We start from the raw sequence: 14,349 nt of genomic DNA on the forward strand, positions 1-14,349 counted from the left end.
CGTCCACACCCTGCGCGATGTCCGGGGACTGCGCGCCGATGGACACCGACACACCACAGGAGGCGCCGTCGAAGCCCTTCTTGGAGGAGTCGTAGCCGATGTCCAGGATCTTGCCGCGGACGAGGGTCGCGATGTCCGCGTAGGCCTTGGTCGTGACCTCGCCGGCCACGTGGACCAGGCCGGTGGTGATCAGGGTCTCGACCGCGACCCGGGAGGTCGGGTCCTCGCGCAGAAGCGCGTCGAGAATGGTGTCGCTGATCTGGTCAGCGATCTTGTCGGGGTGACCCTCGGTCACGGACTCCGAGGTGAACAGGCGACGGGACACAACGCTCCCTGGGGTTGCAGCGGCTGCTGGCTGATCATTTGCGGAGGACACGGGGCTGCGCCCGGCGTCGACCGTGAACAGTTTATCGGTCGCACTCGTCCGACGGGCCACCGTCTCGCCTCTCGGGAGCGCTGTGACCTGCGGCACGGGCATTCTGCACAATGGCGTGCGGCCTTGGCCAGGGCCGCCACACCCGATTTGAGCCTGACGTGGCCCGGCACCGGGTTCGCCCGATCGCGCGCCGGACGTCAGGCCAGTCGGCCTACGACGAGGTCCCAGACGGTGTCGGCGAGCGCCTCCTTGGGGCCGTACGGCACCGGGGTCTCGGTGCCGTCGGAGCCCAGCACGACGGCCTCGTTCTCCTCGGAGCCGAAGGTCTTGCGCTCGCCGACCTCGTTGACCACGAGCAGGTCGCAGCCCTTGCGGGCGAGCTTGGCGCGGCCGTTGGCGAGGACGTCGTCGGTCTCGGCGGCGAAGCCCACGATCACCTGTCCGGGCCGGGCCCGATCGGCGGACACCTCCGCGAGGATGTCCGGATTTCGCACCAGGACGATCGGGTCGGGGTCCTGCCCGTCCTTCTTCTTGATCTTCCCGGTGGCGTAGGCGGCCGGGCGGAAGTCGGCGACGGCGGCGGCCATGACCACGGCGTCGGCGTCCGCGGCGGCCTTCAGGACGGCCTCGCGCAGCTGCACGGCGGTGCCGGCCCGGACGACGTCCACGCCCGCGGGGTCGGGCAGGCCGGTGTTGGCGGAGACGAGGGTCACCCGGGCCCCGCGGGCGGCGGCGGTCCGGGCCAGGGCGTAGCCCTGCTTGCCGGAGGAGCGGTTGCCGAGGAACCGGACCGGGTCGAGCGGCTCGCGGGTGCCGCCCGCGGAGACGACGACGTGCCGCCCCGCCAGGTCGGGCGCGGTGCCGCCGCGGGCCAGCACGCGGCGGCAGACCTCGAAGATCTCGGTGGGGTCGGGCAGCCGGCCCTTGCCGGTGTCGACGCCGGTGAGGCGCCCGACGGCGGGCTCGACGACGACGGCGCCGCGGCGGCGCAGCGTGGCCACGTTCTCCTGGGTGGCCGGGTGCTCCCACATCTCGGTGTGCATCGCCGGGGCGAAGACCACCGGGCAGCGGGCGGTGAGGAGCGTGTTGGTCAGCAGGTCGTCGGCGAGGCCGTGGGCGGCCTTGGCGAGCATGTCGGCGGTGGCCGGGGCGACGACCACCAGGTCGGCGTGCTGGCCGATGCGGACGTGCGGGACCTCGTGGACGTCGTCCCAGACCTCGGTGGCGACCGGGTTGCCCGACAGGGCGGACCAGGTGGCGGCGCCGACGAAGTGCAGCGCGGAGGCGGTGGGCACCACGCGCACGTCGTGGCCCGACTCCGTGAACCTTCTCAACAGCTCACAGGCCTTGTAGGCGGCGATGCCGCCGCTGACCCCCAGTACGACCCTCGGCTTGTCCACCGTGTCTCCCCGGACTCGACAACGTACGACGACAACGTACGACTGGCTACGACTGGCTCCATGACACACCACAGGCCCGGCAGCGTGACTGCCGGGCCTGTGGATAAGTCAACCGCAATACGAAAGTACTACTGCGCCGGGCCCTCGACGGCCTCGGAGGTCAGCAGACCCGCGTTGATCTCGCGCAGGGCGATCGAGAGCGGCTTCTCGTGCACGTGGGTGTCGACGAGCGGACCGACGTATTCGAGGAGGCCTTCACCGAGCTGCGAGTAGTACGCGTTGATCTGGCGGGCACGCTTGGCCGCGTAGATCACGAGGCTGTACTTCGAGTCGGTCGCCTCGAGGAGCTCGTCGATCGGCGGGTTGATGATGCCCTCGGGCGCGGTGATGGAAGAGGACACGCTCTACCTTCCGATGGATGGGTAAGAATCAGACATCGTGATCACGGTCACGATCACACAACGTCCATCAAGGCTAGCAGCTCGCGGGCCACGTCCTCGACGGAGGTATTGACCAAGGTCGTATCGAACTCCGGCTCGGCCGCCAGCTCGGTCCGCGCCGCCTCCAGGCGGCGCTCGATGACCTCGGGCGACTCGGTCCCCCGGCCGGTCAGCCTGCGCACCAGCTCCTCCCACGAGGGCGGGGCCAGGAACACCAGCTGGGCGTCGGGCATCGACTCCCGGACCTGCCGGGCTCCCTGGAGATCGATCTCCAGCAGGACGGGCTCGCCGTTCTCCAGCCGCTCCAGCACCGCCCTGCGGGGCGTGCCGTAGCGGTTGCCGGCGAACTCGGCCCACTCCAGCAGCTCGCCGTTGGCGATCAGCTTGTCCATCTCATCGTCGGTGACGAAGAAGTAGTGGACACCGTGCTGCTCGCCGGGGCGCGGCTTGCGGGTGGTGGCCGACACCGAGAGCCAGACCTCGGGGTGTTCCTTGCGCATATGGGCGACGACCGTGCTCTTGCCGACCCCCGAGGGGCCGGAGAGCACGGTCAGCCGCGGACGTGCGTCCGGGGGCTCGGGGGTCGTCCCCCGGAGTGTTACTGCCATGCAGCGATTATTCCAGCAATCCCGGAGTGCCCGGGACTCCCTGCCCGCCCGGGGGCGGACTCAGGAGCCGGTGCTGCCGAACTCACGCTCCAGGGAGGCGATCTGGTTGGAACCGAGACCGCGCACACGGCGGCTCTCGGAGATGCCCAGACGCTCCATGATCTGCTTGGCGCGGACCTTGCCCACGCCCGGCAGGGACTCCAGCAGGGCGGAGACCTTCATCTTGCCGATGACGTCGTTCTCCTGGCCCTGCTTGATGACCTCGTGCAGGGAGGCGCCGGAGTGCTTGAGTCGATTCTTGACCTCGGCCCGCTCCCGGCGAGCCGCGGCGGCCTTTTCGAGCGCGGCTGCGCGCTGTTCAGGGGTAAGGGGCGGAAGAGCCACGCCTACGTCACCTCGGATGTCGAACTGTCGGATACGGACCGGTGAGGAACCTAGTCGCCCCACACCTGGGGAGCTACGAGCAACACGCTGCCCGTTCTCCCCCACTGCCTGAGGGGCGTGGGAAGTGCCCCCACTGCTCGGAGACTAGCGGTCAAGTCCGCCAGAGTCAGCGAGAACAGCGGAAAAGTCCTGGTCAGCCTCCGTGAGGCCGGACATTTCAGACATACTGCCCACGATTTGAGGATGTATTCACACTCAGGCCACCGCGATACCGCTCGGCCGGGCACCCGGCACACGGCTCAGACCGCGGTGACGGCCGCCCGGATCTCCTCCGCGAACCGCTCGGCCGCCCCGCGCAGCGCGCTGACGTCGGGACCGTGACGCAGGACACCCCGGCTGACGTTGGGCACGACATTGCGCACGGCCGCGCCGAAGACCCCGGGAAGATCGGCCGGGGTCGCGCCCTGGGCGCCGATGCCGGGCGCGAGGAGCGGCCCGTTGACGTCCAGGTCGTACGAGGACAGGTCGCCGAGCGTGGCGCCGACCACCGCGCCGAACGAGCCCAGCGGCTCCTCCCCCGCGTTCTCGGCCGCCAGGTGGGCCAGCATGGTCGCGCCGACGTTCCGGCCGTCCGCGCGGACCGCGTGCTGCACCTCGCCGCCCTCCGGGTTCGAGGTCAGCGCCAGCACGAACAGACCGGTGCCGCTCTCCCGGGCGAGGGCGACGGCCGGGCTGAGCGAGCCGTAGCCGAGGTACGGCGAGACGGTCAGCGCGTCGGAGAACAGCGGGGCGTCCGGGTGCAGGAACGCCTCGGCGTAGGCGGCCATGGTCGAGCCGATGTCGCCGCGCTTGGCGTCCATCACGACCAGGGCGCCGGCCGCCCGTGCCTCCTGGACCGACGTCTCCAGCACGGCGAGGCCGCGCGAGCCGAACCGCTCGAAGAAGGCGCTCTGCGGCTTCAGGACGGCGACCCGGTCGGCCATGGCCTCGACGACCGTACGGCTGAACCGCTCCAGGCCGACGACGTCGTCGTCCAGGCCCCACTCGGCGAGCAGGGAGGCGTGCGGGTCGATGCCGACGCACAGCGGGCCGCGCTCGTCCATGGCGCGGCGCAGCCGGGCGCCGAAGGGCTCCAACGGGCTCATGCGGGCTTCCTCACGTCGGCGCCGACCGCGTCGGCGAGGGTGGCGTACGGGCTGGTGCGCAGGCGGGCCGCGAGGCCCTTGTGGAGGGACCGGCACCAGAAGGGGCCCTCGTAGATGAAGGCGCTGTAGCCCTGGACCAGCGTGGCACCGGCCAGAATGCGCTGCCAGGCGTCCTCGGCGCTCTCCACGCCGCCGACGCCCACCAGGGTGATCCGGTCGCCCACGCGCGCGTACAGGCGGCGCAGGACCTCCAGGGAGCGCGCCTTCAGCGGGGCGCCGGACAGCCCGCCGGTCTCCTTCACCAGGTCGGCGGAGGACCGCAGGCCGAGGCCCTCACGGGCGATGGTGGTGTTGGTCGCGATGATGCCGTCCAGGCCCAGCTCCACGGCGAGGTCGGCGACCGCGTCGACGTCCTCGTCGGCGAGGTCCGGGGCGATCTTCACGAGCAGCGGGACGCGCCGGTTCGCCACCGTGCGGTCGGCGGCCTCGCGCACGGCCGTGAGCAGCGGGCGCAGGGCCTCGGTCGCCTGGAGGTCCCGCAGGCCGGGCGTGTTCGGCGAGGAGACGTTCACGACCAGGTAGTCGGCGTACGCGGCCAGGCGCTCGGCGGACTTCACGTAGTCCGCGACGGCCTCCGCCTCCGGGACGGCCTTGGTCTTGCCGATGTTGACGCCGACGACGGTCCTGAACACCGGCTCACGGGTGGCCAGCCGGGCCGCCACGGCGAGCGAGCCGTCGTTGTTGAAGCCCATGCGGTTGATGAGCGCACGGTCCTCGACGAGCCGGAACAGCCGCTTCCTGGGGTTGCCCGGCTGCGGCTCACCGGTGACCGTGCCGATCTCGACGTGGTCGAAGCCCAGCATCGACATCCCGTCGATCGCGACGGCGTTCTTGTCGAAGCCGGCGGCGAGCCCGAACGGGCCGTGCATCCGCAGCCCGAACGCCTCGGTCCGCAGCTCCTTGTGGCGGGGCGCGAGCACGGCCGCGACGAACGTGCGCAGGCCGGGGACGCGGACGGCGAGCCGGATCCAGCGGAAGGCCAGGTGGTGGGCCTTCTCCGGGTCCATGCGGGAGAAGACGAGACGGAAGAAGTTCTTGTACATGGTGTCCTCACGAAGAGGGGGACACCGTTTCCGGTGTCCCCCTCGGGGCTGCTAGTCGCGGGCCGCGGTCAGGTGCTGCGCGTGTTCCTGGAGCGAGCGGACGCCCACGTCGCCGTGGTTGAGGGCGTCGATGCCCTGGACCGCCGCCGCGAGCGCCTGGACGGTCGTCAGGCACGGCACGGAGCGGGCCACCGCGGCCGTACGGATGTCGTAGCCGTCGAGCCGGCCGCCGGTGCCGTACGGGGTGTTGACGATGAGGTCGACCTCGCCGTCGTGGATGAGCTGGACGATGGTCCGCTCGCCGTTCGGACCGGTGCCCTCCGACTGCTTGCGCACGACGGTCGCGTTGATGCCGTTGCGCTTGAGGACCTCGGCGGTGCCGGAGGTGGCGAGCAGCTCGAAGCCGTGGGCGACCAGCTCGCGCGCCGGGAAGATCATCGAGCGCTTGTCGCGGTTGGCGACCGAGATGAAGGCGCGGCCCTTGGTGGGCAGCGGGCCGTAGGCACCCGCCTGCGACTTCGCGTACGCCGTGCCGAAGACGGAGTCGATGCCCATGACCTCACCCGTGGAGCGCATCTCCGGGCCGAGCACGGTGTCGACGCCGCGGCCCTGGATGTCGCGGAAGCGCGACCACGGCATGACGGCCTCCTTGACGGAGATCGGCGCGTCCAGCGGCAGCTCGCCGCCGTCGCCGTTCTTCGGCAGCAGGCCCTCGGCCCGCAGCTCGGCGACGGTCGCGCCCAGCGAGATCCGGGCGGCGGCCTTGGCGAGCGGCACCGCGGTCGCCTTGGAGGTGAAGGGGACCGTACGGGAGGCGCGCGGGTTGGCCTCCAGGACGTAGAGGATGTCGCCGGCCATCGCGAACTGGATGTTGATCAGGCCGCGCACGCCGACGCCCTTGGCGATGGCCTCGGTGGAGGCGCGCAGGCGCTTGATGTCGAAGCCGCCGAGGGTGATCGGGGGCAGGGCGCACGCCGAGTCGCCGGAGTGGATGCCGGCCTCCTCGATGTGCTCCATCACGCCGCCGAGGTACAGCTCCTCGCCGTCGTAGAGCGCGTCGACGTCGATCTCGATGGCGTCGTCCAGGAAGCGGTCGACGAGGACCGGCCGGGAGGGGCTGATCTCGGTCGACTCGGCGATGTAGGCGGCCAGGCGGGTCTCGTCGTAGACGATCTCCATGCCGCGCCCGCCGAGCACGTACGACGGGCGGACCAGGACCGGGTAGCCGATCTCGTCGGCGATGGCCTTGGCCCCGGCGAAGGTGGTGGCCGTGCCGTGCTTCGGGGCCGGCAGTCCCGCCTCCGCGAGGACGCGGCCGAAGGCACCGCGGTCCTCGGCGGCGTGGATGGCCTCCGGGGGCGTGCCGACGACCGGCACGCCGTTGTCCTTCAGCGCCTGCGCCAGGCCGAGCGGGGTCTGGCCGCCCAGCTGGACGATGACGCCCGCGATCGGGCCGGCCTGCTGCTCCGCGTGGACGATCTCCAGCACGTCCTCCAGCGTCAGCGGCTCGAAGTACAGCCGGTCGGAGGTGTCGTAGTCGGTGGAGACGGTCTCCGGGTTGCAGTTGACCATCACGGTCTCGTACCCGGCGTCGGACAGCGCGAAGGAGGCGTGGACGCAGGAGTAGTCGAACTCGATGCCCTGGCCGATGCGGTTCGGACCGGAGCCCAGGATGATCACCGCGGGCTTCTCGCGCGGCGCGACCTCGGTCTCCTCGTCGTAGGAGGAGTAGAAGTACGGCGTCTTCGCGGCGAACTCGGCGGCGCAGGTGTCGACCGTCTTGTAGACCGGGCGGATGCCGAGGGCGTGCCGGACCTCACGGACGACGTCCTCGCGCAGGCCGCGGATCTCGGCGATCTGCTGGTCGGAGAAGCCGTGCCGCTTGGCCTCGGCGAGCAGGTCCGCGGTCAGCTCGGGGGCCTCGGCCAGCTCGTCCGCGATCTCCTTGATCAGGAAGAGCTGGTCCACGAACCACGGGTCGATCTTCGTGTACTCGAAGACCTCCTCGGGCGTCGCACCGGCGCGGATGGCCTGCATGACCGTGTTGATCCGGCCGTCGGTGGGCCGTACGGCCTCGCGCAGCAGCGCCTCCTTGTCGCCCGTCTCGCCGGTGAAGGCGAACTGGCTGCCCTTCTTCTCCAGCGAGCGCAGCGCCTTCTGGAAGGCCTCGGGGAAGTTGCGGCCGATGGCCATGGCCTCGCCGACCGACTTCATGGTGGTGGTCAGCGTGGAGTCGGCCTGCGGGAACTTCTCGAAGGCGAACCGCGGGGCCTTGACGACCACGTAGTCGAGCGTGGGCTCGAAGGAGGCCGGGGTCTCCTGCGTGATGTCGTTGGGGATCTCGTCGAGCGTGTAGCCGACGGCCAGCTTGGCGGCGATCTTCGCGATAGGGAAGCCGGTCGCCTTGGAGGCCAGCGCCGAGGAACGGGAGACGCGCGGGTTCATCTCGATGACGATCACGCGGCCGTCCTCGGGGTTCACCGCGAACTGGATGTTGCAGCCGCCGGTGTCGACGCCGACCTCGCGGATGACGGCGATGCCGACGTCCCGCAGGATCTGGTACTCGCGGTCGGTCAGTGTCATCGCCGGGGCGACGGTGATGGAGTCACCGGTGTGCACGCCCATGGGGTCGAAGTTCTCGATGGAGCAGACGACCACGACGTTGTCGTTCTTGTCGCGCATCAGCTCCAGCTCGTACTCCTTCCAGCCGAGGATGGACTCCTCCAGGAGCACCTCGGTGGTCGGGGAGAGCGTGAGGCCCTGGCCGGCGATGCGGCGCAGCTCGTCCTCGTCGTGGGCGAAGCCGGAGCCGGCGCCGCCCATGGTGAAGGACGGGCGGACGACGACCGGGTAGCCGCCGAGGGTCTCGACGCCCTTGAGGACGTCGTCCATGGTGTGGCAGATCACCGAGCGGGCGGACTCGCCGTGCCCGATCTTGCGCCGGACCTCTTCGACGACGTCCTTGAACAGGTCGCGGTCCTCGCCCTTGTGGATCGCCTCGGGCTTGGCGCCGATCAGCTCCACGCCGTACTTGGCCAGGGCGCCGTTCTCGTGCAGCGAGATGGCGGTGTTCAGGGCCGTCTGGCCGCCCAGGGTGGGCAGCAGCGCGTCGGGGCGCTCCTTGGCGATGATCTTCTCGACGAACTCGGGGGTGATCGGCTCGACGTAGGTGGCGTCGGCGATCTCCGGGTCGGTCATGATCGTCGCCGGGTTGGAGTTGACCAGGATGACGCGCAGGCCCTCGGCCTTGAGCACGCGGCACGCCTGGGTGCCGGAGTAGTCGAACTCGGCGGCCTGGCCGATGACGATCGGGCCGGAGCCGATGACCAGGACGGACTGGATATCGGTGCGCTTAGGCACGCTGGCCCTCCATCAGGGAAACGAAGCGGTCGAACAGGTAGGCGGCGTCGTGCGGGCCCGCTGCCGCTTCGGGGTGGTACTGGACGGAGAAGGCCGGCTGGTCGAGCAGCTGCAGCCCCTCCACGACGTCGTCGTTCAGGCAGACGTGGGAGACCTCGGCGCGGCCGAACTTCGTCTCGCTGACCTTGTCGAGCGGCGCGTCCACGGCGAAGCCGTGGTTGTGCGCGGTGACCTCGACCTTGCCGGTCGTACGGTCCTGGACCGGCTGGTTGATGCCCCGGTGGCCGTACTTCAGCTTGTAGGTGCCGAAGCCGAGGGCGCGGCCGAGGATCTGGTTGCCGAAGCAGATGCCGAACAGCGGCGTCTTCCGCTCCAGCACGGCGGTCATCAGCGCGACCGGGCCGTCGGCCGTCGCGGGGTCGCCGGGGCCGTTGGAGAAGAACACCCCGTCGGGCTCGACGGCGTAGATCTCGTCGGCGGTGGCGGTGGCCGGCAGCACGTGCACCTCGATGCCGCGCTCGGCCATGCGGTGCGGGGTCATGCCCTTGATGCCGAGGTCGACGGCGGCGACGGTGAACTTCTTCTCGCCGACCGCGGGGACGACGTACGCCTCCTTGGTGGCGACCTCCTCGTAGAGGCTCGCGCCCTTCATGTGGGGCTGGGCCTGCACGCGCTGGAGCAGCTCCGCGTCGGGGGCGATCGCCTCGCCGGAGAAGACGCCGGCGCGCATCGAGCCGCGCTCGCGCAGGTGGCGGGTGAGGGCGCGGGTGTCGATGCCGGAGATGCCGACCACGCCCTGCCGCTCCAGCTCCTCGTCCAGGGAGCGCTTGGCCCGCCAGTTGGACGGCACGCGCGCGGGGTCGCGCACGACGTAGCCGGAGACCCAGATGCGGCCCGACTCGTCGTCCTCGTCGTTCCAGCCGGTGTTGCCGATCTGGGGGGCGGTCGCGACGACGATCTGGCGGTCGTACGACGGGTCTGTGAGGGTTTCCTGGTAGCCGGTCATGCCGGTGGAGAACACGGCCTCGCCGAAGGTCTCCCCCACGGCCCCGTAGGCGCGGCCGCGGAAGATGCGGCCGTCCTCCAGGACGAGTACGGCGGGAAGCACCGTGTTCCTCTGAGAGGAGCTTCCCCTGGTGGAGGTCGTCATCGCGCGCCTTCCGTGTCGTTGGTCATCTGGTTCAGGGTGCCGACCCACTCGCTGTGCTCGGCCGCGTGGTCGGAGCGGAAGCCGGAGTCGATCAGTTTGTCGCCCAGCGCCCAGGTCACCACCAGCAGTCCGCCCTCGGTGAGGACCTTGCCGGCGATGCCCTTGTCCAGCCGGGCCCCGCGCAGCGCGGCCGTGGGGACGAAGAAGTCGGTCGCTCCGGGGCGCTCGACCTCCAGTCCCGCGTCCGTCAGGGTGAGCTCGGCCCGGCTGCGGGTGCCCAGGCCGTGGGCCACGATGCGGTCCAGCCACTGCCCGGCGGTGGTGGAGCCGTGGTAGCGGCCGCTCATGCTCAGTTTCGCCGGGCCGGTCTCATCCGGCGCGGCCGGCAGTGCGGGCAGGTCGCTCTGCAGCGTGCCCCGCCACTTCCAGCCCTCGCGCATCAGCCAGTAGACGAGCGCGATGAAGAGGACCAGTCCGACGAGCCAGCCGATGCGGGCCCCCCAGTCGGTGACCTCGGCCGACCTCTTCGCCTCGGCCAGCAGGATTACAGGTGTCACGTGAGCTTCCCGTCGACGAGCGTGGCCTTGCCCCGCAGCCACGTGTGCGTCACACGGCCCGGCAGCTCACGCCCCTGGTAGGGGGTGTTGCGGCTGCGCGAGGCGAAGCCCGCGGGGTCCACCTGGCCACGGTATTCCGTGTCGACCAGGGTGAGGTTGGCGGGCTCACCAGCCGAGACGGGACGGCCGTGGCCGGTGGCCTGTCCGATCTGCGCGGGCTTGACGGACATGCGGTCGGCGACGCCGGCCCAGTCCAGCAGACCCGTGTCGACCATGGTCTCCTGGACCACTGACAGCGCGGTCTCCAGGCCGACCATGCCCATGGCGGCGGCGGCCCACTCGCAGTCCTTGTCCTCGTGCGGGTGGGGGGCGTGGTCGGTGGCGACGATGTCGATCGTGCCGTCGGCGAGCGCCTCACGCAGGGCCAGGACGTCGCGCTCGGTGCGCAGCGGCGGGTTGACCTTGTAGACGGGGTTGTAGGTGCGCACCAGCTCGTCGGTGAGGAGCAGGTGGTGCGGGGTGACCTCGGCGGTGACCTGGATGCCGCGGGACTTGGCCCAGCGGACGATCTCCACGGAGCCGGCCGTCGACAGGTGGCAGATGTGGACGCGGGAGCCGACGTGCTCGGCGAGCAGCACGTCCCGCGCGATGATCGACTCCTCCGCCACGGCCGGCCAGCCGCCCAGGCCCAGCTCGGCGGAGACGACGCCCTCGTTCATCTGGGCGCCCTCGGTGAGCCGGGGCTCCTGCGCGTGCTGGGCGACGACACCGCCGAAGGCCTTCACGTACTCCAGCGCACGGCGCATGATCACGGCGTCGTCGACGCACTTGCCGTCGTCGGAGAAGACGGTGACGCCGGCGGCGGACTCGTGCATCGCGCCCAGCTCGGCGAGCTTGCGCCCCTCCAGGCCGACGGTGACCGCGCCGATGGGCTGGACGTCGCAGTAGCCGTGCTCCTGGCCGAGCCGCCAGACCTGCTCGACCACGCCGGCGGTGTCGGCGACCGGGAAGGTGTTGGCCATGGCGAACACGGCCGTGAAGCCGCCGCTCGCCGCCGCGCGGGTGCCGGTCAGGACGGTCTCGGAGTCCTCGCGGCCCGGCTCGCGCAGATGGGTGTGCAGGTCGACCAGGCCCGGCAGCAGCACCTGGCCGTCGGCCTCGACGACCTCGGCGCCCTCGGCGGACAGCCCGCTGCCGACCTCGGCGATGGTCTCCCCGTCGATCAGCACGTCCTGCGGCTCGCCGCCGAGCACCTTCGCACCGCGGATCAGGATCTTGCTCATGGGTCTTACTTCTCCTCGGGACCGGAGGGGTGCGCGAAGCGCTCGTCGGAAGGGTGGCGGTGGGAGACGGGTGGGCGGGCGTGGGTGAGGGCGGGTTCGTTGCCCCCGAGCAGCAGGTACAGGACGGCCATCCGGATGGAGACACCGTTGGAGACCTGCTCGACGGCGGTGCAGCGGCCGGAGTCGGCGACCTCGGCGGTGATCTCCATGCCGCGGACCATCGGGCCGGGGTGCATCACGATGGCGTGCTCGGGCAGCCGGGCCATGCGGTCGCCGTCGAGGCCGTAGCGGCGGGAGTACTCGCGCTCGGTGGGGAAGAAGGCGGCGTTCATGCGCTCGCGCTGGACGCGGAGCATCATCACGGCGTCGCACTTGGGCAGCGTGCTGTCGAGGTCGTACGACACCTCGCAGGGCCAGCTCTCCACGCCGACGGGAACGAGCGTGGGCGGGGCGACCAGGGTGACCTCGGCGCCGAGGGTGTGCAGCAGGTCGACGTTGGAGCGGGCGACCCGGCTGTGCAGGACGTCACCGACGATGGTGATGCGCCTGCCGGACAGGTCCTGGCCGAGCCCGGCGTCGCGGCCGATCAGCCGGCGGCGCATGGTGAAGGCGTCCAGCAGGGCCTGGGTGGGGTGCTGGTGGGTGCCGTCTCCGGCGTTGATGACGGCGGCGTCGATCCAGCCGGAGTTGGCGAGCCGGTACGGGGCTCCGGAGGCGCCGTGCCGGATGACCACGGCGTCGACGCCCATGGCCTCCAGGGTCTGCGCGGTGTCCTTCAGGGACTCGCCCTTGGACACCGACGAGCCCTTGGCGGAGAAGTTGATCACGTCCGCGGACAGCCGCTTCTCGGCGGCCTCGAAGGAGATGCGCGTGCGGGTGGAGTCCTCGAAGAAGAGGTTGACGATCGTCCGGCCGCGCAGGGTCGGCAGCTTCTTGATCGGCCGGTCGGCGACCCGGGCCATCTCCTCGGCGGTGTCGAGGATCAGGACGGCGTCGTCGCGGGTGAGATCGGCGGCCGAGATGAGATGACGCTGCATCTGTCAGGCTCCGTAAGGCAGTTCATTCGGGAGATTTAGGGCGAAACGGGCATCTGTCGGCACGCCGAAGCGGCCGGGTGCCTGGCTCGCTAGTGGCCCGCCGGCTTCGCACCGAGCAGCACGGTGTCGCGACCGTCCTCCTCGGCGAGCTGGACCTTGACCGTCTCCCGCAACGACGTGGGGAGGTTCTTGCCGACGTAGTCGGCGCGGATGGGCAGTTCACGGTGGCCCCGGTCGACCAGGACCGCGAGCTGCACCGCGCGCGGGCGCCCGATGTCGTTCAGGGCGTCGAGGGCGGCACGGATCGTGCGCCCGGAGAAGAGCACGTCGTCGACGAGGACGACCAGCCGCCCGTCGATGCCGTCACCGGGGATCTCGGTGCGCGCGAGCGCACGCGGCGGGTGCATGCGCAGGTCGTCGCGGTACATGGTGATGTCGAGCGAGCCGACGGGCACCGCGCGGTCGGTGATCTGCTGCAGCTTGGCGCCCAGTCGCTGGGCGAGGAAGACACCCCGGGTCGGAATGCCGAGGAGCACCACGTCGTCGGCGCCCTTGGCGCGTTCGACGATCTCGTGGGCGATACGGGTCAGCATGCGCGCGATGTCGGGGCCTTCGAGAACGGGCCGCGCATCGGACGCCGGCGGATGTGCGGGCGTGTCGCGCTGGTCGTGCGTGTCGCGTTTGTCGTGCTTGTCCATGGGAAACGGACCCCCTTCTCCGCCTCACGGGACGGACCTTAAAGGACGTCGGATTTGCGCCATCCACCGTAGCAGGTCACCGGGCACTCCCCAGCCGCCCCCCTGTCACCCGCTTGGCCTAGTCGGTGGCCGCTACCACGGAAGAGTCGGTGTGGACCATTCGGCTTGACGCATGAGAGTCACGCTGCGTAACCTCACAGTGAGTTACCAGCCGCGCGGCGGGAAGACAGCCGGCCGCGTCGACACAGTGTCCGGGGAGCTATATGTCCAGCGAATACGCCAAACAGCTCGGGGCCAAGCTCCGGGCCATCCGCACCCAGCAGGGCCTTTCCCTCCACGGTGTCGAGGAAAAGTCCCAGGGTCGCTGGAAGGCCGTGGTGGTCGGTTCGTACGAGCGTGGCGACCGTGCCGTGACCGTACAGCGTCTTGCCGAGTTGGCCGATTTCTATGGCGTTCCGGTCCAGGAGCTCCTGCCGGGCACCACACCTGGCGGTGCCGCCGAGCCGCCGCCGAAGCTGGTCCTGGACCTGGAGCGGCTGGCCACCGTGCCGGCCGAGAAGGCGGGCCCCCTGCAGCGCTACGCGGCGACGATCCAGTCCCAGCGCGGCGACTACAACGGCAAGGTGCTCTCGATCCGCCAGGACGACCTGCGCACGCTCGCCGTCATCTACGACCAGTCCCCCTCGGTGCTCACCGAGCAGCTGATCAGCTGGGGCGTGCTGGACGCGGACGCGCGCCGCGCGGTACGGCTCGCCGGCCGGATCCGCCGCCTTGGCCCGGCCCGGCGCAGGATGCCCGGCTAGCCCTC

At 70.7% G+C, this 14,349-nt stretch carries 14 protein-coding genes; 1 reads left to right on the top strand and 13 read right to left on the bottom strand.

The annotated features are described in order from the left end of the window. The 13 genes from AB0B40_RS36490 to pyrR form a co-directional block, all read right to left on the bottom strand. Nucleotides 1-325 (bottom strand): S-adenosylmethionine synthetase N-terminal domain-containing protein (locus AB0B40_RS36490; protein ID WP_362267877.1); only part of this gene is annotated, 325 nt, incomplete at its 3' end. A gap of 248 nt (nucleotides 326-573) precedes the next feature. Then, nucleotides 574-1,776: a bifunctional phosphopantothenoylcysteine decarboxylase/phosphopantothenate--cysteine ligase CoaBC gene (coaBC, locus tag AB0B40_RS36495; protein ID WP_345054405.1), complete on the bottom strand. Its 1,203-nt coding sequence runs from the start codon at nucleotides 1,774-1,776 to the stop codon at nucleotides 574-576. Nucleotides 1,777-1,904: 128 nt separating this feature from the next. After that, on the bottom strand, nucleotides 1,905-2,177 hold the full coding sequence (gene rpoZ / locus AB0B40_RS36500) for a DNA-directed RNA polymerase subunit omega (protein WP_003982715.1): 273 nt from the start codon (nucleotides 2,175-2,177) through the stop codon (nucleotides 1,905-1,907). A 53-nt stretch (nucleotides 2,178-2,230) separates the two neighbouring features. Beyond that, nucleotides 2,231-2,824 (bottom strand): guanylate kinase, encoded by a 594-nt coding sequence (gene gmk, locus AB0B40_RS36505; RefSeq protein ID WP_345054407.1) that lies wholly within the window; start codon nucleotides 2,822-2,824, stop codon nucleotides 2,231-2,233. A gap of 60 nt (nucleotides 2,825-2,884) precedes the next feature. Continuing rightward, nucleotides 2,885-3,208 carry an integration host factor gene (locus AB0B40_RS36510; RefSeq protein ID WP_003977346.1) on the bottom strand — a complete coding sequence of 108 codons (324 nt, stop codon included), beginning with the start codon at nucleotides 3,206-3,208 and terminating at the stop codon, nucleotides 2,885-2,887. A 299-nt stretch (nucleotides 3,209-3,507) separates the two neighbouring features. Further along, nucleotides 3,508-4,353: an orotidine-5'-phosphate decarboxylase gene (pyrF, locus tag AB0B40_RS36515; RefSeq protein ID WP_362267879.1), complete on the bottom strand. Its 846-nt coding sequence runs from the start codon at nucleotides 4,351-4,353 to the stop codon at nucleotides 3,508-3,510. Then, on the bottom strand, nucleotides 4,350-5,456 hold the full coding sequence (locus AB0B40_RS36520; protein ID WP_362267881.1) for a quinone-dependent dihydroorotate dehydrogenase: 1,107 nt from the start codon (nucleotides 5,454-5,456) through the stop codon (nucleotides 4,350-4,352). Before AB0B40_RS36520 ends, pyrF begins: the two co-directional genes overlap by 4 nt. A gap of 51 nt (nucleotides 5,457-5,507) precedes the next feature. After that, nucleotides 5,508-8,816, bottom strand: coding sequence for a carbamoyl-phosphate synthase large subunit (carB, locus tag AB0B40_RS36525; protein ID WP_362267883.1), 3,309 nt, complete (start codon nucleotides 8,814-8,816; stop codon nucleotides 5,508-5,510). Further along, nucleotides 8,809-9,966: a glutamine-hydrolyzing carbamoyl-phosphate synthase small subunit gene (gene carA, locus AB0B40_RS36530; protein WP_345054418.1), complete on the bottom strand. Its 1,158-nt coding sequence runs from the start codon at nucleotides 9,964-9,966 to the stop codon at nucleotides 8,809-8,811. Before carA ends, carB begins: the two co-directional genes overlap by 8 nt. Further along, on the bottom strand, nucleotides 9,963-10,523 hold the full coding sequence (locus AB0B40_RS36535; protein ID WP_345054420.1) for a hypothetical protein: 561 nt from the start codon (nucleotides 10,521-10,523) through the stop codon (nucleotides 9,963-9,965). Before AB0B40_RS36535 ends, carA begins: the two co-directional genes overlap by 4 nt. Further along, entirely contained in the window at nucleotides 10,520-11,806 is a 1,287-nt protein-coding gene (locus AB0B40_RS36540) for a dihydroorotase (RefSeq protein WP_345054422.1), read from the bottom strand. Before AB0B40_RS36540 ends, AB0B40_RS36535 begins: the two co-directional genes overlap by 4 nt. A 5-nt stretch (nucleotides 11,807-11,811) precedes the next feature. Beyond that, entirely contained in the window at nucleotides 11,812-12,843 is a 1,032-nt protein-coding gene (locus tag AB0B40_RS36545; protein ID WP_345054424.1) for an aspartate carbamoyltransferase catalytic subunit, read from the bottom strand. Between the two features lie 89 nt (nucleotides 12,844-12,932). After that, nucleotides 12,933-13,541: a bifunctional pyr operon transcriptional regulator/uracil phosphoribosyltransferase PyrR gene (gene pyrR, locus AB0B40_RS36550; RefSeq protein WP_345054426.1), complete on the bottom strand. Its 609-nt coding sequence runs from the start codon at nucleotides 13,539-13,541 to the stop codon at nucleotides 12,933-12,935. 263 nt (nucleotides 13,542-13,804) lie between these two features. On the opposite strand from pyrR, the gene AB0B40_RS36555 reads away from it, so the two are divergent. Further along, nucleotides 13,805-14,344 carry a transcriptional regulator gene (locus AB0B40_RS36555; protein ID WP_362267886.1) on the top strand — a complete coding sequence of 180 codons (540 nt, stop codon included), beginning with the start codon at nucleotides 13,805-13,807 and terminating at the stop codon, nucleotides 14,342-14,344. Nucleotides 14,345-14,349: the final 5 nt, after the last annotated feature.

The sequence above is a fragment of the Streptomyces sp. NPDC042638 genome (assembly GCF_040647235.1).
GTDB lineage: Bacteria > Actinomycetota > Actinomycetes > Streptomycetales > Streptomycetaceae > Streptomyces > Streptomyces rameus.

Bases quoted from the DNA above. Each gene is read 5' to 3' on its own strand.
- AB0B40_RS36555 (WP_362267886.1), top strand. From the start codon at position 13,805: ATGTCCAGCGAATACGCCAAACAGCTCGGGGCCAAGCTCCGGGCCATC.
- pyrF (WP_362267879.1), bottom strand. From the start codon at position 4,353: ATGAGCCCGTTGGAGCCCTTCGGCGCCCGGCTGCGCCGCGCCATGGAC.
- carA (WP_345054418.1), bottom strand. From the start codon at position 9,966: ATGACGACCTCCACCAGGGGAAGCTCCTCTCAGAGGAACACGGTGCTT.
- AB0B40_RS36520 (WP_362267881.1), bottom strand. From the start codon at position 5,456: ATGTACAAGAACTTCTTCCGTCTCGTCTTCTCCCGCATGGACCCGGAG.
- gmk (WP_345054407.1), bottom strand. From the start codon at position 2,824: ATGGCAGTAACACTCCGGGGGACGACCCCCGAGCCCCCGGACGCACGT.
- AB0B40_RS36540 (WP_345054422.1), bottom strand. From the start codon at position 11,806: ATGAGCAAGATCCTGATCCGCGGTGCGAAGGTGCTCGGCGGCGAGCCG.
- AB0B40_RS36545 (WP_345054424.1), bottom strand. From the start codon at position 12,843: ATGCAGCGTCATCTCATCTCGGCCGCCGATCTCACCCGCGACGACGCC.
- pyrR (WP_345054426.1), bottom strand. From the start codon at position 13,541: ATGGACAAGCACGACAAACGCGACACGCACGACCAGCGCGACACGCCC.